This is a genomic window from Rhodanobacter sp. BL-MT-08 (genome assembly GCF_054161255.1).
The window spans coordinates 2,213,419-2,233,143 of record NZ_CP167872.1; the positions used below are offsets into that span (position 1 = coordinate 2,213,419).

Sequence of the window (19,725 nt, forward strand, 5' to 3'; positions counted from 1 at the left end):
CGCATCGCCAATAAATCAATCGTCGGCGCGCAAGAGGCTTTCGCCACGACCGGTCACTCGCAACAGCAGCAACGACAGCACCACGAACGAAGCGCCGACCAGACCGAGGTTGGCCACGCCCACGGTTCCAAGCGCAAGCGATCCCGCGGCCGCGCCGAGCGAGAAGCCCAGATACATGAAGGACGCATTGAGCGACATCGCCACGGGTGCGACACGTAGCCCGCCCAGCGTGATCAGACGTGATTGCTGGGCCGGATAGAACGCCCAATGCGAAACGCCCCACAGCGCCGTGGTGAAGATGACCGGTGCGAGGGCGTAAGCCGGCGGGATGAAGTGCGCAATCATGCTCAGCAGTACAAACGACAGTGCGCCCAGCGACAGACAGGGCCCGACCACCCGACGTGCGCCAAAGCGGTCGGCACCCCATCCTCCCAGCAGCACACCGGCACCGGCCGAGACGCCCCACACGAACAGCACCAAGCCGATGGCCGCGCCGCGCAGCAGAGTTGCGCTTTGCAGGTAGATCGCCAGATACGTATAGACGGAGTAGGCGCCGGTTGCCCACAACGTGGTGACCAGCAGCGCCATCAGCATGTCTGGTCGCGCCGCAACGCGAAGGCGTTCGGACAGGCTGGCCACCGGCAGGTTCGCGCCGACGTCGCGGGCCAATCCATATATCAATCCGAGCGTCGCCACCAGCGAAAGCAGCGCCACGCCGACGAAGGTCATCCGCCAGCTGGCGACACTGGCGACCCATGTGCCTAGCGGTACCCCAAGCGCAATCGCAATGGTGAGGCCGCCATTGACGACGCCGATCGCTCTGCCCCGCAGCGAGGGGGCGACGACTGAACCCGCCAGCGCGTTGGCGCCTGGCACATACAGCCCGGCGGCGATTGCCAGCAGCACACGCGCGACCATCAAGCTCCGGTAGCCGGCAGCAAGGGCCGCCAGCAGGTTGAGCACACTGAATATGGCCAGCGATTCAATCAGCAGGGTGCGGCGCGGAATGCGGCTGGTCAGCGCCGTCATGATCGGCGAGAAGAGGGCATAAGCCAGCGCAAATACGGTGACCAGCTGGCCGGCTGTCGCAGCGCTTACTGCAAAATCCTGGCTGATGCGCGGAAGGATGCCGGCAATCATGAAACTCTCGGTGCCCACGGCAAACGTGCCCAATGCCAGCCAATAGACCGGTGAGCCGCGCAGCGTAGGTGGTGGTGAGACGTGAGGTGTCATCATCGGTTCCGCAAAGAGGTGGAAAGCTTTGTCTGTTGTTCGCCCCGAGGGCGGCGCGCATGCACCGCCCTCGTCATGCATCAGCCTTCGAGAAAGCCGCGGTTGAATTCGGTCACGAATGCCATTTCGTTCGGGCCGGGCTGGGCGCGCATGAAGGGAGCCTGGCCGACCAGGATTTCATCCGCGTCGGTGGCCAGTTCGGCCATGGCCTGTTCGATGAACGGGGCCAGTGGCATTGCGCGGGGTTCGTCACTGCTGTTGAGCAATTCGGTCTGAACCCATGGCGGCGCTATTTCCAGCACGCGTATGCCGCTTCCATGCAACATGAAGCGCTGCGACATGGCGAACGAATGCAACGCCGCCTTGGTGGCCGAATAGACCGCCGTCGGTGCCAGCGGAACGAAGCCGAGCACGGACGTCACATAGATGACAACGGCATCCTTTTTTGTCTTCAGGTGCTCGATGAAGCCTGAGGTGACGCGGATTGGCCCGAGCAGGTTGGTGGAAACCGTCTCGCTTGCCTGACGGTCATCGAGTTCCCCGGCCGCATCATCGATCTGCATGATGCCGGCATTGTTGATCACCACGTTGATGTCGGGGAAACGACTGATCGCTTCGCTGACCGCCGTGCGCACGCCCTCGGCAGTACTGACATCCAGTACCACCGATTCCATCCCCGGATTGGCGGCGGTGACGCTGTCGAGCAGCTCCTTGCGCCGGCTGGCGATGATCACCTTGCTGCCGGCCTTGTGCAGGGATTCGGCCAGTGCACGCCCGATGCCCGATGCGCCGCCGGTGATGAAGATAGTGTTGTTGTCGAGTTTCATGACGTCCTCATGGAAGGGAGTGGACAGGATTTGAGGGAATGCACACGAGCCATCAGTGGACGGTCGGAGTGTCTTCACGCTGGGCTGAAACATGAGGGGTTCGGCATGGCGCGAGAAGAGCGCTTCAAGGCCGAACAGTGCGGAATCACAACTATGCAATCGCGCGGTCGGTGCTCACCGCTGCCGTTTGATCCGCACAGGCCGGACACAGCGGAGCGCCATCGCACTTATGCGCTGAAGGCGCTGCCCCATATCGACGGTCTCATCCCTGACTGGCCTTCGCCATGAACGACATTGCAAGCGACAACGCGCCCGCCCTGACCCCTCCGATCCGTGTCGGCCTGGTCGGCTTCGGCAACTGGGCACTGCACGGTCACGTGCGCGTGCTCGACCTTCTACCCGGGTACGAGCTTTCGGCTCTCTACAGTCAGCGCGCAAGCGCGGCGGCCGAGGGCGCACAGAAGTATGGCTTTCGCCATGTGGTCGATTCACTCGACGCGCTGGTCAATCATCCGGAGGTTGATCTCGTCGTGGTCTTGACGACGGCGCCACAGCATGAGGAAGCTGTGCGCGCAGCCATTGCGGCCGGCAAGGACGTCTACTGCGAATGGCCGCTGACGATCAATGCAGGCGTGGCCCGTGAATTGGCGGTCGCGGCCGAGGCGAAAGGCGTGCGGCATGTGGTCGGTCTGCAGCGCCGCACGGCGCCACACAATCGCTACTTGCGTGACCTCATCGAGCAGGGTTTCGTCGGCAAGCTTCGCTCGGTGCGGATGCACGTGAGCATGAATTACTTCCAGGCGCTGCGCTCCAGGGCGCTGCGCTGGACCGCTCCGCCAGAAAATTTCTCCAGCGTCATTGCCATCTATGCCGGGCATTTCGTCGATATGCTGTTGTCGGCCGTCGGCTGGCCGCACGAAGTGTCCGCCTTGCTCGTCAACCAGTTTCCCAACGTCACCATCCAGGAAAGCGGCGAAGTCATTCCGACCACCGCACCGGATCAACTGGTCCTGACGGGACGCCTCCCTGGCCATGCCGTGCTGACCGTACATGTCGAAGGTGGCAAGCGGAATGGTTCCGGCGTGCAGATCGACGTTACCGGTGATGAAGGTGATATCCGCATCACCAACGCTTCCGCCTTCGGCGGTGTTGGCGACGACTATCAGGTAAGCGGCGCACATGGCGACAATCTGCCGATGACGCCTCTACCGGTTCCCGGACACTACGACAGCCTGCCTGCATCGGAGCTTCCTTCGGCCGTGCTTGAACTGGCGCATCTGTACGCTGCGTTTGCGCATGACGTCGCGCACGGTACCCACACGGCGCCGACCTTTGTCGACGCGGTGCGCATGCACGAGTTGATTGAAGCCGCGGAACGCTCATCGGCGGAGGGCGTGACAGTTCGCATGACGGCGGCTGCCTCCTCGGATCCCGCCAGCTGACCGACTGATCGAGGGCGGCCACACGCTGGCCGCCCTCGAGGGCGCGCATCTGGAAGCCGCCCGATTCTGCGGATCGACCGTCCGCACAGTCCGGCCTTCCAGAGCCATTCAAGCCGGCCTTGCCGCACCCATCTAATGAACCAATGTGGCCGAGCCGAACAGCGCCACGATCATGAGGTTTTTCACATGGACACTCCTGTCACTCCATCCCTTTTCTCGGGTTTCCGGCTTGGGCCGTACGAACTCGCGCATCGTGTCGTGCACGCACCGACCACCCGTCTGCGCGCCGAGCCTGACGAAACGCCCAGCGACATGATGGTGGAGTATTACCGCCAGCGCGCCTCCAAAGGCGGTCTGATCATCACCGAGTCCAGCCATCCCTCGTCGGACAGCCGCGGTTACTACGGCGCGCCGGGGATTCATGCCGATCGCCACGTGGAAGGGTGGGCACGGATTGTTGACGCCGTGCACCTGAAGGGTGGCCGCTTGTTCATGCAGATCTCGCACGATGGCCGGCAGTCGCACAGCGACCTCAGCGAGGGTCGAGCACCCATCGCTCCCTCGGTGGTTCCTTTCGAGGGACAGGCGCTCACCCAAAACGGATGGGTGCCGGTTTCCCCGCATCGCGCGCTCGAACCGCACGAGATACCGGCGCTGATCGATTCGTTCCGCATGGCCGCCGTGCGGGCAAAGGAAGCTGGCCTGGACGGCGTCGAGCTGCACGTGGCCAATGGCTACCTGATGGACGAGTTCCTGCAGGACGGCACCAACAAGCGCACGGATGCTTATGGCGGCACGGTGGCCAAGCGTGCGCGCTTGCCGCTGGAAGTCGTCGAGGCTTTTTCTTCCGTGTTCGGCGCGTCGCGTGTTGGTGTGCGCGTCTCGCCGAGTGGTCAGTGGGGTAGCATCTCCGACAGCGATCCGGAGGCCACGTTTGGCCACTTCGCCGACAAGCTCAATGATTTCGGGCTTGCCTACCTGCACGTCATCGAGCCGCGGGTGATGGGCGTGGAAACTCTGGATGAGCATCAGTTGCCAGTGGCCTCGCACTTTCTGCGTGGAGTGTTCAACGGCCCCATCATTGCCGCTGGTGGCTTCGCCCGTGCCGGGGCGGACGCTATTCTCGAAGCAGGCGACGCCGATCTCGTGGCATTCGGGCGGTTCTTCACCTCCAACCCGGACCTGCCCGAACGCCTGCGTCGCAACCTCCCACTGACGCCGTATGTGCGGGAAGCGTTCTGGGGTGGCACCGAGCTGCACTACACCGACTTCGAACCCTACCGCGAAAGGGTTTCAGCGTAACGACCAAGGGCGTCCTCAGGGGCGCCCTTTTTTTGTGTCTCACTGAAACGTCCACTCGCCCTGACGCGGGGTCCGTGCAAAAGACGGCGCTTTTGACCAAGTTTACGCATCAAGCGCAAGCGGTGATCCGGCCTCGCCTGCAATCCTCGCTTCATGCAAAGAGCTCCCGGCGGGTGAGCCATTCCATGCAGCGGAGGCATCATGAAAAACGCATTTGATTACGGCAGCCGGGATGCGGCCATTCGCACGCAGACCTATTCGGTGGTGCGCCGGCTAAGAGGCCTGCCGCACGCGCTGTTTGCCCAGTATTGGCGCGATGTGCACGGCCCCCTGTGTTCACGACTCCCGGGTCTCGGGTTCTACGTGCAACACCACTTCTCCAGCGAGCGAACCGCGCGTCTGTGGCCGGAAGGTGAGGGCGTGCGGCAGCTCGAGGTCGAGCTTGATGGTGCTGTGGAAATCGGCTTTGCCGACGGTGATGAAGCGGGACGCTTCATTGAAGCCAGCCCGTTGCTGTTCGGCGACGAAGTCAACGTGTTTGGCTGGGATGCTGCATTCAGCCTTCCAGAAGGCTCAAAAACCTTTGTTGATCAAGATCCCGATGGCGCCCCAAACGGAGTGGATCGTCTTTACCGCTTGCACGTGTACTTCAGCGAAAGGGCCGGCAAGCAGCTGGCGCCGTGGCTGACGCAATTCGCGGAAGCGTTGTCCGCACAGCGCGAGGTGGTGAAGTTGAGGCTGCATCTGCCCGAACGGTATGACAACGCGCATCCGCAACCGCCATCGCCGGTACCACACGAGGTGGTCGACGACATGCTGCGGATGGGCGTGATGGAGATCGGTTTCGCCTCCGCGATGGATGCACGCCGGCTGTTCGAGAGCGACGCATTTGCCAAAGCTGCCGCCGATCAAGCCGCGCATGTCCAGGCCTTGGCAGCTGTTCTGGTGACGCACGTCTACACCTTCGTGCGCGACGGTACTCCAACGATGGCCGGTCTTCGCGGCAGCAGCGTGGCGGAGGTCATCGCGTTGATCGGTGCGACCAACCATGCAAGCGACGCGGTCCAGCGGCTATTTGTGCGCGCGTGACTCTGAAACGGTCGCGCAGCCGCACGACCCTGAATTTCCCAACCACCACCTCTGAGGATATGCACATGAAGAACAAACTGGCTTTGGCCATCGCAATGATGGTCAGTGCGACGACAGCCTTTGCGGCGACACCCGCCGCAGGCATCAAGAATGTGGTGCTTGTCCACGGCGCGTTTGCGGATGGTTCGGGCTGGAAGCCGGTAGCCACGATGCTGATGCACAAGGGCTACAACGTATCCATCGTGCAGGAGCCGGAGACGTCGTTTGCCGAAGACGTGAAAGCGACCACGCGCGTCATCGACATGCAGAGCGGCCCGGTCGTGCTGGTCGGGCACAGCTACGGTGGCGCCATCATCACCGAAGCGGGCAACGACCCGAAGGTCGTCTCGCTTGTCTACATCGCCGCCCTGCAGCCAGATACCGGCGAAGTTCCGGGCGCGCTGCTGCAAAAAATGCCCGCTGCAGGCAAGGGTATCAAGCCCACGCCGGACGGTTTCCTGTACATCGACCCGGCATCCTTCGCCAGCGATTTTGCGGCCGACCTGCCCAAGGCGCAGACCGACTTCATGGCGCGCTCGCAGGTGTTCGTCAACGGCGGGGCCCTCGGTCAGCCCATTTCCAAAGCGGCCTGGAAGAACAAGCCGACGTGGGCAATGGTCGCGACGGAGGACCATTCGATCAATCCCGAGCTCGAGCGCTGGATGTACAAGCGGTCCAACAGCCACGTAACCGAAGTCCGGGGATCGCATGCGGTCTACATTTCGCATCCGGCTGAGGTGGTCAAGCTGATCGAGGCAGCGTCGGCAGCAACGGCCAAGTAAGAAAATCACTTGGCAAAGAACGGACGCTTTCGGGCGTCCGTTTTTATGAGGAACGTCTGCTGCGGAGGCCCAACTTGCCATTTACCAATTCAAGATTCTCCGGTTAATTGTCCTGTTGAAAATGCAGGGTTTAGTAATCGCTTGGGTGTAAGGTGTAGTTGCGTTACTGATGGAAGCACTCGGGGATCTATCGTGTTGGTAAAACCATTGAGGTTGCTTGGCCAGCTGCTGGTCATCGCGATTTTGGCCACCGGCGCTCCACCGGGAATGGTACTCGCGACTGATGTGCCTTCCTCGGCTCAGACTATTAAGTCTAGCTATCGCCACACGGCTTGGACTTCGAGGGAGGGGGCGCCCAACGACATTGAAAGTATCGCTCAGACGCGAGATGGCTGGCTGTGGCTTGGTGCCGGCACAGGGTTGTATCGATTTGACGGCGTTACCTTTGAGGCTGTCGATTTACGTCCAGCCAGTAGCACCGCTACGCGAGTTGTTGTTGCCGTGATGGTGGCTTCGAACGGTGATTTGTGGGTGGGCTATAACGACGGTGCGGTTATTGTCGCGCAAAAGGGGGATACCAAAGAGCTTGTCAGCTATCCAGGACTGAACGCTGAGACTTTGGCGTTTTTCTTTTACGAAGACGGCTCTGGCGACGTCTGGGCTCAGACTAACTTCGGTCTCCTCGTTCAAAGAGGGGGCAAATGGGTGAAGCCTGATATGTATCCGGGCTTCCCAACGGGCGACTTTACCGATTGCCTTCTGGATGATGGGCGCAATTTCTGGGTCGTTTCATCGTCTGGAGTTTCTGTGATGCGCAGAGGCACGCATCGGTTTGAAAAGGTGTCGAGCAACATTCGCCAAGGCGAGGACGTTGAACTGTTCACAGGCCGAGATGGCCGACCATGGGCAATCGCAAAAAACAGGGTTTTTCCGTTGATAAGCGACCAGGTTCCGATCGCTCCGCGCGGACCAATGCCGAAACAGGCTCGGCACGAAATACGGACGCACGACGGTAGCCTTTGGACAAATACGTGCGAGCCCGGGTTATGCAGAGCGCAAGATTTCGAGTCATCATTGCCCGGTGTTCAAGACCCGTTCGGATCCGACCGATTCACTCAGGCCGACGGAATGTCCTCCGACTTGCCGGTGGTGATCTTCGAAGATCGAGAGGGCACGGTTTGGGTCGCTACAACCACGGGTTTGGACAGCTTTCGACGAAACAACTTCACTAAGGTTTTGTTTCCTTACCCGGCCATAGATTTCAAGATGGCGCCGTCTGACGATGGAACCCTATGGGTTGGCACGGACGCAAACCTTCCCAGCGGCGACAATTATCTGTGGCACCTAACACCATCAATTGTGAAAATTGATGGGTACCGCAATGGCACTTCGAGCTTGCTACGCGAAAAAAATGGGGACTTACTCCTGAGTGTTCACCACGTCGGAATGATGCGGTATTCAGGAGGCAAGTTTAGCCCCGCAAATTTGCCTCCGACGCCGGTGACCGAAAATAGGCGCGCGTGGTTCTTGATGCGCGATGGCGAAGATAAGCTTTGGGCATCATTCGTCTCGCTTTGCCTTTATCGTCTCGATGGCCATGCGTGGATAAAAAATGGTGGCATCTCGGGACTCCCCGATATTGAGCCCACAACGATGTCTCTGGCTTCGGACGGCAAGCTTTGGCTCGGCTACCAAGATAATGACGTGCGTGTAGTCAGCCACGGCATTGTCGAGTTTATTACGGCAAAAAACGGACTGCAGGTTGGTATTGTTTCCTCGATCCTCACAGGCAAGACCGAGCTCATTGCGGGGGAGCTCGGTGTCAGTATTTTTTCTCAGGGGCGCTGGCACACCCTAAGGACTACTGATCCAAACGCACTCAAGGGTGTAACGGGTATCGAGCGAAGTAAGGACGGCGCGGTGTGGCTTAACGGGAGCGCGGGTGCCGTTCAAATTCAAAGCGACGACTTGAGCCGGGCTGAGATAGACCCGAATTTCGTTTTGCCCGTCAGAGTACTGACAGAGGACGATGGCTTGCCGGGCAGTGCCATGCCAATTTCGTCTAGTCTCGCTCAAACCACTGACGGCAAACTTTGGTTTTCCCAAGAGGGTGGTCTCGCATGGATCGATCCGAAAAATCTATTGCGGAACACTAACGTACCGGCAATATTCGTTCGTTCAATCAGTACTCCGACGATGACTGTCGCCCCAAGCCAACTCGTCACGCTTCCGCCAAAGACGACAAATTTGCACATTGCCTACACCGCATTGAGCATGGCCAATCCCGGCAGAAATCGCTTCAAAGTAAAACTTGACGGCATTGATGTGGGTTGGCGAGACATGGGGACACGGCGCGAAGTTGATTACACAAACCTCGGACCTGCCACCTACCGTTTCCATGTCAAAGGCTCAAATGGCGATGGTGTCTGGAATGAGGCCGGCACCGATATGGTTTTTCGCATTGAGCCAACATTCTTTCAGACGAGCTGGTTTCTTTGTTTCGAAGTCCTCGCATGCCTGTTCGCGCTCTACATCCTTTTCAGGTTTCAAATACGCCGCGCTGCAGCTCGTGAGCGGGAACGAGTGGAAATACGTCATAGCGAACGTGAGCGCCTCGCACGAGAACTCCACGACAGTTTTCTGCAGGTGCTGTCGTTCCTTCTTTTGCGGTTCGATCGTATTGGACAAGGCCTGGATCCCGGCGAGCGGGAACGACTCAAGGTAAATGAAACACTCGACCAAGCTGAGTTGGCACTTGCAGATGGCCGTGACAGGGTCAGCGCATTACGCGATAGCGTGACGGTTTTGACGGACATTGAGCTTTGCCTAGCAGAAGTAGGAAACGCACTATCGCAAGATTATCCAGTGATATTTTCAGTAGCTGTGCACGGTCGTGTTCGGCAAGTCCGCTCCGACGTCGCCGATGAAATATGCAAGATTGGGAGAGAGGCGTTGAACAATGCGTGTCGCCATGCGCACGCAACTCATGTGAGCGTTGAAATCGAATACAGTAGACGCCGTGTCGCGTTGGTCGTTCGGGACGATGGCGACGGCCTCCCTGACACTGTTCAACACGGTCAAAGGAGGGAGGGGCATTGGGGCTTGGTCGGAATGCGCGAAAGGGCAAAAACCATCGGGGCTGAGCTACAACTTCGGACCCATCCTGCAGGCGGCACGGAAGTTATTTTGAGGGTGTCCAAAGCCTACATTTATGGCTAGGGACGAGCTGTGTTGCAACCGAAACTCTTAATCTACGGCTCGCTAAGTCAATCTGTTTTGAAGACGTCGACGGGTTGTTTCGTTGAGCGCAGATGATCCAGAGGCCGTGTATTTGCACGGTATCGACCGCGACACTACCTTCTAGCTATTGGCTGCTGTACCAAAAATGTGTGGACTTTTATAAGTTATCGACCTGAAAGGGCAATTGAGTCGTTCTGTTCAAGGCAAGTACGGATCTCAACCGCCTTTAAGCTAGTCGGCGCGGGCAGTCGATCAGGGAGGGGTAGCCGGGGAAAGGGTAGGCGAGCGTCTGCTCCCGACCCATTTCTCCCGTCCGCGAACGACCGCTTTGCGGCCGGCATCTTAGGTGGCTGCCTATTCCTTGTTGGCCGGTCAGAGACCAGTGATCAGCGGCTGTTGCCCGATTGTCGGTGACCGAATCAGTAGCGGACCTTCGGATCCGCGACATCAGCGTATTTAGCTGCTCATCCGTTTTGCTATCTCGGCGAGTTCTACCTCAGTTAAGCGTGGACCGGACCAGCCTTCCGCAAACTTTGCGTTGTGAGATTGCGGCAGCTTTTCCTTACTCAAATTCATGATCCGAACTCGGGCGGGTAGCGCGGCACCTTCTCCAACAAAAATGGCTTCCTGCTGCCCGAGGTTTGGCAATGACTTGGTCATACCCGAAAGACCGTCTGGAAGGAATCTTGATACATGCTGCTGATCCGCTTGATTGGTGAGTCTTAGTACCAGCCAAGTTCCGCATTGAGCGATTACGGTGCTTTCAACATCAGCGGGTCGTTGACTGACGAGCATCAAGCCCAAACCGTATTTGCGCCCCTCTCGCGCAATGCGTCGGATGGCACCTTGGGCAGCCGCATACTCAGCCTCTCCACGGTCAGGAACGTAACGGTGCGCTTCCTCGCACACGAGCAAGACCGGGTCTTTCGCTCGCTCCTCTTTGGTCTGATACACCTTGTAGCGAAAAAGCAATCGCGCAAGTGCTGCAGTCATCGGCCCAGCAACTTCATTGGGTAAGCCTGAGATATCCAAAATGCGCAAATCACTTTCCGGCGCTTCGGCGATTCGGCCAACGAATTGACCCAGGATGCTCGCAAGAGTTGGCCCCGCCGGATCCCAATCTTTCATCATGAATTGGATGCGGGGATCACGACGAAGCACACCGATTTTATCGAGGATGGACTTGAAGTCTTTCGCAAATTCGCCTGCAGGGACGCTTTCAAGCACATTTCCTTTCGCTCGTGCTGCCTGAAGATAGAGGATGTGGTTTATCAACTCATCCAAATGAAAAGGTCGTGGTTTGTCTCGATCGAATGAGTCGAGCGCTGCTTGGTTGATGCCCACCTTCGAACGAGGAGTATCGGGTGCTCCTCCGTCTGCCGGTACGGGACCACCGTGAGCTGTAGGTGCTTTGTCGACAAGGCCTGCCGCTTGCATACGGGCATGAGTTAGAGCCTTATAGATGATGTTGTGTTGGCTTGTTGCCTCGTGCTCGGTCTTAGCAATGGTTAGAAGTCGAAATTCTTCAGCTGACATAAGCCAATAAGGCAAGTCGATGCTTAACCCTTCTGCCCCTTCATTGCCGATGGGGTCATACGCTCTGTAGACGGTGGCGCGACCACCAAACGAGGTGCCGTATTCCCCATGAGGGTCAATAACAATGATTCTCGGGTGGCAAGTGGTATCCGCTTTGGCCTTATGTGCAAGGATGCTATGCAAAATTGCTGCAACTGCGCCGGATTTGCCTGAGCCCGTGGATCCAAGCACTGCACAGTGCATGCTAAACATCTTGTCGATGTTCGCCCTGCATTGGGCGGCATCTGCACCTACGTAGGTTCCGAATGGAACGAGAGCATCGAACTCGTCACCTTCCCTTTGCCCTTCGGCTGCGGTGTATAGAGCGACTGCCTCATCACGAGTAAGAAGATAAACGCCTTGGCGAGGGAGCGGGAATGTCGTAACGCCTCGCGTGAACTTCAGTGCATGCTGAGGACCTTGCCAGACACCCTCTGAAAAAAGCTCAACTTCCATGATGCGTTGGTCGGCGTCGGGCGGTATGACGTGTCCCTGTTCTATGAGCTCTTCAGAACGCATCCTCAAAAGGGTGACGAATCCGAAGACAATTTGACGACCAAAATGGACCTTTACCACACTACCCATCTGGCCTATGGGGTAGACACGTCCGGCATGAGTACGGGATAGCTCCGTGACATCACCATCGAGCTCGACGCGGATTGAAGTTCCAGACACTTCAACAATGTGGCCGATGCGGAGATCTTTAACTACCTCGAAGTTGGACATCAGTGAGATCCTATCCCGCCGTCCTCAAGGAAACGTGTTGTTCCTTGGAACGTCCACCAGTCGTGTTCACCCTCATCCATTTGGTGAAGAGGTCCCTGCGTTCCCCAGTAGAGTCCACGCTGTGTAAGTACGTACACTCGTTCGCCCCACCGAGATTGCCGCCAACGCTCAAGGTCTTTGGGCAGCCCTTGCGCCGACTCCTTACAAAAAGCAATCAGTGTAGCTTTGCTCCGCGGCAAAGAAAGCGCAAGCTCAAGCTCTTCATTGATGTGCTCGTCACCAAAGCTGTATCCACAGACAGCAAAGACAAGTTCTGACGGGCTTCCCAGCAACTCGCGCAGCATCGAGAACTGCGCGGCGAATGGATCTCTTTGAGTGGCGACGTACTTTGTCGATTGTGGGTAGATCAGAACCGAACCATTCCGCTTGGGATAGAGGTCAGTGTCTCGCACCCTCCAGACATCACCTTCGTCGCCCAATATCCAGTCGATTGAGCCATGAAGCTTCATGACCTTCGCGCGTAGTCCCTCGTTGGGTGAAGCTCTTCCGAACTTCTGCTCCCGAAATGCAACCGCACCTCCAGTGAAGCCATCCCAGTAGCGATAACCACCCAACGCCAAGGCATCTTCCAGCAAAGTGTCGTAGTTGGTGGTGAAGAATTGGACCGGCTTTCTAGGTTCGCGCAATCCCGCCTGGCGCTTTTCAAAAAGTGCGTGTACGAAATTTGAGTGGTGTTCCACGGATACGATGCGATTTTCACGTCCACCGACTTTTTCTTCAGCATCGTCCGTTGCCTCGACATAGCCCCAACGAATTGTCTCTGCGATATCGTTGGTGATTGCCTTGTGTGCAGCGTCTAGCTCACCCACGAAGTAGGTATGCTTTTCAACGGTGACGCTGCTTACCTGTACACGGTTCGCGATGGCCGTGTAATCGCCTAGCTGGCTTAGCATGTGCTCGATGTGGGCAGAGTCGGGTAGCTCACTTTGCAAATCTTTAAGAATCTGCTCATGTGCCTGTCCTTCGGCAAGCTTGAAGACTTGTTTGGTCAGGGAAGCCATTAAAGGCAGACCCGCATCACAACTGACACCAGCCCCTAACAACCATGCCTGATTCGCGTGACTAAGATGCTGGTCGACTTGCTTCAGCAGGTCGTCAGTAGATGTGCTCATTGGTTGATCCCCTTTCCATGACAGGTAGATGCTAGGCGTAAACGCCGCGAACGGCAAAGCGGGTCCCGCCGCTGGTCGGTTGGCGACCATCAGTTGACGGCCCTTGCCCAACGACCACTGTGCGACCCGTTTCGGCCATAGCGAACGGTCGTTTTCCGGCAAGCATCATAGGTAGCAGACCGTCTCTTCTTGGCCGATGGTTCTCCTTGAGGAGCTGGTGACAGCCGCGCAAGCTGCGACGGGCGGAGGTCGACCCATAGCTGACGTTCGCACCCAGTCATTAGATATGTATTCGCAAGCTGCCGCACCGCAAACTCCGCACGCGGCGAGGCCATTTGATAGCCGCATAGTGCCGGAGGCCTTGCGTGAGTCTTGCGCTGACCATACGGTTTATTACTTCGTTTCCGGAGCTATAAAACTTATCACCCTGATCAGCGAGATAAGCAAAGGCCATCCTCGCTTCGCAGGTCGCTCCTGTCATCCAGTAAACGCATGGCTATCTGCAGGTTTTGTCCCCTTGACGGGCAGAGGCCTAACGCTGAACATCCATTGCATATGCCCCGATGTGGGTCTAATAAGCGCTCAACGGCACTAGCGCTGATCGCGCGCGTTGCATGGGGGTTTAGGCTGACATGATGAAATGGAGTCGCCTGATTGACAGCCTCTCGCAAAGATCGATACTCGGTAAGCGCCGTGCGCTGCCGGATAACTCTTGTTAATCCGGCAGCGCACGGCGCTTACCGATCTTCAGAAGCTTCTAGTCAGTCGCTTCGGGCCACTTCGCGAGATGCGGCACAAACGAGTTTGGCGGCTATCAGCACTATCGTCGTCGAACAGCGCGTTCAAGTTGACCGACCGAGCGCTGGCGCGAAAGTCGAGCTATGTCGCGCGGCAACTTAACTTATTAGCGTTAGATTTCACTGGACTTCCGCATGCCAACAACCACAACGTCAAGACTTCCTCCGCCAGAATCATGGGATGAGTTTGAAGATATATGCAAAAGCGCATTCTCATTGCGATGGGCCAATCCCAATCTGGCAAGGCATGGCCGCCTTGGACAGAAACAAGATGGAGTCGACATATACGGAATTGACTCCCTCCAAAACCTCGTTGGAGTTCAATGCAAGAACACAACAAAGGCAATAAGCGTTGACGTTATTGAAAGCGAGTGCTTGAAAGCAGAAAGCTTCAACCCTGCTCTTTCTGTGCTCTACATTGCAACAACAGCTGATCGAGATGCCAACATCCAATCATTTGTTAGAAAACTATCTGAATCCAGAAAAACTCAGAATAAATTTCCTGTTGACGTTGTGTTTTGGCCCGACGTTGTCCATGACCTGTCGAGAGACGAATCGGCGGTTCGCCAGCACTATCCCCAATTTTTCAACCGGCTCGCCAAAACACCCGAGCAGTTAAAGCGAGAAGCAGACATTGAAAACGTAACTTCCATTCTTAAGGTTGTTGATTTCAATTCGACGTTTGGGCATCTCAGGTGGGGAGCAAAATACATCCACAGCTCAATAGTAGATCAATTCAACAATATTGAGCTCGTGCGAAGTTATCCTTCTTTCAACTTACATAATCAGCTTCTAATCGATGCGACTAAATCTCTGGCGGAAGAATGGGGCAGCCTTTGCCGGCTAATCAGCAGCGCGCCGTATGATCTAATTCAAAATGACATGTTGCGCTTTAACATGCCCGGCGATTTTTGCAGGGACAAGCAAGAGAATGACTTGTATGAAGAAATAGACGCTCAAATTGAAGTCTTGGTGCGCTCAATTAGAGCATTCTGCAGTCTCATCAACACCAATTATCTTGAAATAAATATTGAGGCAGCGATGAGAAAGGCCCGGTCGCCCTACTAAAAATCTAACAATTCATTCAAGCCGACGCCGCTTCGCGGCGCGGCGCGGCCTAATTCGGGCGTTAGGCCCCTTATGGAAAAGATGTCGCACGCCGAGCACATCGAGCAACTACGGCAAGAGGCCGGCGACATCGCGGTGGCTGCCATCGCGGGCAAACTGGACGTTCTTGATGCATGTTGGTTTCTTGGGCCGCTTCTCGCGCGGGCTGAGATACCAGCTGGCGATCCTGACGCCAGGGCAATCGGCGAGGTTTGCTCAGAACTAGATGGTCTCCCTGTCGGCAACACTCGCCAACTTTGGTCGCTAGAGGCGCGCGAAAGGTTGGCACCTCAGCTAGAGTCACTCAAGAATTGGGCTTCACCGCTAGCTATGCCGGCCATACTATCGGTGGCCATGCGGTTCGGGCCAAACAACTCCGTAAGAGACTTCCCGTCCTTGCCGACCGCTTGAAAAGCGAAACCCACTATACGTTTCATGCTTGAAGCGACGGCTTAAAAATAACTTTGCTAACCAAGCAGCCAGTGGGTTTACCCCGCTGGCTTTTTATTGCGCGCGAAAGGATCAGACCATGAAACAGTTGCACTTCGAGATCGTATCCAAAGCACGTGGCACGACTGCCGATCACATCAGGCACATCATGCGAAGAGGGTCTTTCGCTGAGCGGGACGATTTCATCGGAGGCGATTACGGCAACATGCCTAATTGGGCACGGCATGATCCGGAAGCCTTCTTCATCGCATCAGACAAGTACGAGCGCAAGAATAGCCCCGCGTTCGTCGCTGTAACTTTTAGCTTGCCGAACTGCTTGAGTAAGGAGCAGAACCTCCATCTGGCATCTAAGAGCATGGATGCCTTGGCCAGAGGCATGCCGTACATGTTTGCGCTTCACGAACCGATCGCGTTCCTGTCGGGTGTCCCACATCCTCACGTACATGGGATGTTATCCGGCCGGGTGGATGACGGCATTGATCGCTCACCGGAGCAAACATTCCGACGGTACAACGACAAGTACCCGCGAATGGGTGGGTGCAAAAAGGTTGGCTGCGGTATACCGCCTGCCGAGATCAAGAACTCGACTATCGAGATGCGCCGTATCATCGCCGACGCAATCAATAGCGAGCTACGCACGCATGGCTTCAATCATCGTGTTGAACATCGCACGCTTCGTGAGCAAGGATTTTCCAGAGAACCGGTTCGCTACATGGGAGCCGCTCAGTTCCGTGCGATGCGGAAAAGCCAGATGGAAGGCGCCCGCAGCCGAGAGCATCACTCGGAAGGTGGCGCTTCATGGACGTCGTCGGAACCGTGGTGCATCTGAGCAGCCTGGTCGCCTTAGGCCTGCTGTGATGCAGACCAGCCTTGCCACGCTGCCCTTCGCTGGGTTTTACCGATCGTCGCTTGTTGCCGCATTTCCCAACCCGTGGATCGGGGATCACGTGTAACTAGGCTACCCGAGGCGACAGGTCCGTAGCGACGTCGCTATGGGTCGAATGCACGAAGGAACGTTATCCTCGCCTTGGCTCCCTTGAACTGTGATCCTACGACTCCCAAGTCGGATGAGGCGGCCGGCCCTTCCGGCCGGGACGCGAGGACGACTACGACGTTGGAACCCGAAGACTTCGAGCTGGAACTGCCGCAAACGTGGCCGGTTGGCGTGCACGATCTGGTGGAAAACAACCGCGAGGCGTTGATCGCCTACCAGCGCGAGCGCGGGCGTATCGATCGGCTCGGATGGACGGATGTCTGGGTGCGCATGGATCCGCCGGTCAACCCGCATCGCGCCGGCTATGACACGCTGCTCGCGCGCACCGAGGCATTGCTGCGTGGCCATCGCCTAGTGGGCTACCACTGTACGCGCTTGACGCCCGCGGAAGTGGACCGGGTTCGTCGCGAAGGGTTGCGCGCCTTGTCGCCCGACTTGGTGCGCGCGCGGCTCGAAGCGCTTGTCGACGCCGGCGAGATGAGCGCAGCGCAGTGCCGCTTCTTCCTCGACCATCCCATGCTGCACTCACACCTGGCCAATCGCCACGGTCGACGCACCGGCTTGGTGTGGCTGTGCCCCAATCGTTCGACGTTGCGCGGTGCGTCGGGGGTCTATCGGCTGTTCCGTTCGTGGGGAGGCGAAGCCTTGTATGCCGGCTTTGAAGACGACCCCGCAGTGACCGCGGTGCTGACGGCGCTCGGCCACCCGGCGATCGTGAAGTGTGCTCTTCCCTTGCCGACCGATGACTTGCACGGATGCCGCGCGGCGCACGTGTTGTCGAACGCGGTGCGCGATCAGATTGAACACTCCGAGCCGTCGCCGACCTTCGACTGGAGCGTGCAACGTGATCTGGCGCCATCCGAAGTACTCGACGTCATCACCATCGACGACCCAAGCTTCGAAGCGCTAACCGGCTATCGCGCTTGGGCGCCGGAGCATCGGATTGGCTGATTCCCCGGCCAGTGGGGTCTGCAAGTTGCGCGAGTTCTCACTGATGTTCGCTTCCGGCCGATAGTGTTGAAAAACTCGCTTCGAAAACTCGATATCGCTTAAAGCGGGAAAATCCGTCCGCGACAATCGCTTTCTGTCGGCCTGAATGTGTAAGTTCGTACAGAATCCAATTGTCGTCGCCGTCGCAATTCAATATTTGGACGTCTATTTGTTGAGTCGGAGTTTTTCAACAGAATCGACCCAAAAGAGACGGTCATGACCGTCCGCTTTGAGCAATGCTGCCGGGATGAATCGCCAATTGCCTACGCGGCTCGTGGTAGCTATTGCACGGCGCTCCACCGTTCACGGTTCTGGACTGAACAGCGTCATTACGCTGCGGTAATGGGAGGATTAGGAATAGGTTTTCGCTATGCTGCGTCAGAACGCGGCTCACGGAGTGAAGGAATGAACGAAATCATTTGTCCACATTGCACGAAGGCGTTCAAGATCGACGAAGCCGGCTACGCGGACATCGTAAAGCAGGTCCATGACCGCGAATTTGAGCGGCAATTGCACGATAGGCTTGAACTCGCCGAGAAGGACAAAGTCAGCGCCATAGAGCTTGCAACTACCAAGCTCGCGGGCGAACTGCAGAAGGACACTGCGGATAAAGAGGCTGAGATTCTGCGTCTGAACGCAAAGCTCGACGCCTACGATGTCGCCCAGCGTCTGGCCGTGGCAGAGGCTCTTGCTGCTGTCGAAAAGGAGCGTGACCGGCTGCTGAGCGACCTAGGGAAGGCGACCGATGAAAAGAATGCTGCGTCTGAGCTAGCCAGCGCGGTGCTTGACAGGGAACTGCATAAGCTCGCGTCCGCGAAAGACACTGAGATCCAGGAGCTGCGCGCCAAGCTCAGCACCCTCGAGGTGACTCAGAAGTTCGCTCTAACCGAGGCCGTCCACGTCGTCGAAAAGGAGCGCGACGATCTAAAAAACGGTATCGAGCAAGTGAAATCTGAGAAGCAGCTTGCCGTGCAGTCGCTCAAGGACCAGTACGAAATGCAGATCCGCGAAGGCGAGAAGACGATCGCGAACATGCGGGACATGAAGGCGCGTTTGTCGACCAAGATGATCGGCGAAACGCTAGAACAACACTGCGAGACTGAGTTCAACCGCATTCGAGCGACGGCCTTCCAGCAAGCGCACTTCGATAAGGACAATGACACGCGGACCGGCAGCAAGGGCGACTACATTTTTCGTGATGCAGACGAGGCCGGCACAAGCATCGTCTCGATCATGTTCGAGATGAAGAACGAGGCGGATCACACCGCGACGAAGCACAAGAACGAAGATTTCCTGAAGGAGCTCGACAGGGACCGTAACGAGAAAGGATGCGAATACGCCGTTCTGGTCTCCCTGCTTGAACCAGACAGTGAGCTTTACAACACCGGTATCGTCGACGTGTCCCACCGATACCCGAAAATGTATGTCATTCGTCCGCAGTTCTTCATCCCCATCATTTCGCTGCTGCGCAATGCGGCCATGAACGCGCTGAAGTACAAGTCAGAGCTTGCCCTTGTCAGAGCCCAGAACATCGACGTCACGAATTTCGAGAACAAGCTTGAGGATTTCAAGTCTGGGTTTGCTCGGAATTATGAACTTGCTTCGAAACAGTTCACTACGGCCATCGAAGAGATCGACAAGACCATCACTCATCTTCAGAAGACGAAAGATGCGCTCAACGCATCGGCGAACAACCTACGGCTTGCAAACACCAAGGCGCAGGACGTAACGATCAAGCGATTGACGCAAGGCAACCAGACGATGACCGCCAAGTTTGGCGAGGCCAATGCACAAGGTGCATCGGACGATGAATGAGTCGGGTCATTGGCGATGGGGTGCACGGGGCAACCTCCCACGCGAACTGCAGAGGTATCTCAACCAGTTGATGGCAACTTCGTATTGCCAACTAACTGACCACGCATTGTCATCACACCAGCGTCGCCAGCTAGCTGACCATCTG

At 57.2% G+C, this 19,725-nt stretch carries 13 protein-coding genes; 9 read left to right on the plus strand and 4 right to left on the minus strand.

All coding sequences use genetic code 11. The features are described from left to right. Window positions 1-15: 15 nt before the first annotated feature. Together ACDK93_RS09750 and ACDK93_RS09755 are read right to left on the minus strand one after the other, a co-directional pair. Window positions 16-1,233, minus strand: coding sequence for an MFS transporter (locus ACDK93_RS09750; protein ID WP_458068291.1), 1,218 nt, complete (start codon window positions 1,231-1,233; stop codon window positions 16-18). Between the two features lie 80 nt (window positions 1,234-1,313). Then, the gene (locus ACDK93_RS09755) at window positions 1,314-2,153 is read right to left on the minus strand and encodes an SDR family oxidoreductase (RefSeq protein WP_458068292.1); all 840 of its coding nucleotides are present in this window, start codon (window positions 2,151-2,153) and stop codon (window positions 1,314-1,316) included. A gap of 191 nt (window positions 2,154-2,344) precedes the next feature. Between ACDK93_RS09755 and ACDK93_RS09760 the strand changes: the two genes are divergently transcribed. The 5 genes from ACDK93_RS09760 to ACDK93_RS09780 all read left to right on the plus strand — a co-directional run bounded on the left by ACDK93_RS09760 (window position 2,345) and on the right by ACDK93_RS09780 (window position 9,933). Further along, complete coding sequence (locus ACDK93_RS09760) at window positions 2,345-3,502, plus strand: Gfo/Idh/MocA family protein (protein WP_458068293.1); 1,158 nt, start codon at window positions 2,345-2,347, stop codon at window positions 3,500-3,502. A 186-nt stretch (window positions 3,503-3,688) separates the two neighbouring features. Continuing rightward, entirely contained in the window at window positions 3,689-4,804 is a 1,116-nt protein-coding gene (locus ACDK93_RS09765; RefSeq protein ID WP_458068294.1) for an alkene reductase, read from the plus strand. 201 nt (window positions 4,805-5,005) lie between these two features. Further along, entirely contained in the window at window positions 5,006-5,893 is an 888-nt protein-coding gene (locus ACDK93_RS09770; protein ID WP_458068295.1) for an EthD domain-containing protein, read from the plus strand. 65 nt (window positions 5,894-5,958) lie between these two features. Then, window positions 5,959-6,714, plus strand: a complete 756-nt coding sequence (locus ACDK93_RS09775; RefSeq protein WP_458068296.1) for an alpha/beta fold hydrolase — start codon at window positions 5,959-5,961, stop codon at window positions 6,712-6,714. 192 nt (window positions 6,715-6,906) lie between these two features. Next, window positions 6,907-9,933 (plus strand): ATP-binding protein, encoded by a 3,027-nt coding sequence (locus ACDK93_RS09780; RefSeq protein WP_458068297.1) that lies wholly within the window; start codon window positions 6,907-6,909, stop codon window positions 9,931-9,933. 477 nt (window positions 9,934-10,410) lie between these two features. Here ACDK93_RS09780 and ACDK93_RS09785 read toward each other — a convergent pair whose 3' ends face one another. Together ACDK93_RS09785 and ACDK93_RS09790 are read right to left on the minus strand one after the other, a co-directional pair. Continuing rightward, window positions 10,411-12,255 carry an ATP-binding protein gene (locus ACDK93_RS09785; RefSeq protein ID WP_458068298.1) on the minus strand — a complete coding sequence of 615 codons (1,845 nt, stop codon included), beginning with the start codon at window positions 12,253-12,255 and terminating at the stop codon, window positions 10,411-10,413. After that, complete coding sequence (locus ACDK93_RS09790; protein ID WP_458068299.1) at window positions 12,255-13,427, minus strand: SIR2 family protein; 1,173 nt, start codon at window positions 13,425-13,427, stop codon at window positions 12,255-12,257. The genes ACDK93_RS09785 and ACDK93_RS09790 overlap by 1 nt, the downstream gene beginning before the upstream one ends. 932 nt (window positions 13,428-14,359) lie before the next feature. Between ACDK93_RS09790 and ACDK93_RS09795 the strand changes: the two genes are divergently transcribed. The 4 genes from ACDK93_RS09795 to ACDK93_RS09810 all read left to right on the plus strand — a co-directional run bounded on the left by ACDK93_RS09795 (window position 14,360) and on the right by ACDK93_RS09810 (window position 19,580). After that, window positions 14,360-15,292: a hypothetical protein gene (locus tag ACDK93_RS09795; protein ID WP_458068300.1), complete on the plus strand. Its 933-nt coding sequence runs from the start codon at window positions 14,360-14,362 to the stop codon at window positions 15,290-15,292. 568 nt (window positions 15,293-15,860) lie between these two features. Continuing rightward, window positions 15,861-16,610, plus strand: coding sequence for a MobA/MobL family protein (locus ACDK93_RS09800; RefSeq protein ID WP_458068301.1), 750 nt, complete (start codon window positions 15,861-15,863; stop codon window positions 16,608-16,610). Between the two features lie 198 nt (window positions 16,611-16,808). Next, complete coding sequence (locus ACDK93_RS09805) at window positions 16,809-17,726, plus strand: hypothetical protein (protein ID WP_458068302.1); 918 nt, start codon at window positions 16,809-16,811, stop codon at window positions 17,724-17,726. A gap of 255 nt (window positions 17,727-17,981) precedes the next feature. Continuing rightward, window positions 17,982-19,580: a DUF2130 domain-containing protein gene (locus ACDK93_RS09810; protein WP_458068303.1), complete on the plus strand. Its 1,599-nt coding sequence runs from the start codon at window positions 17,982-17,984 to the stop codon at window positions 19,578-19,580. Window positions 19,581-19,725 lie beyond the last annotated feature (145 nt).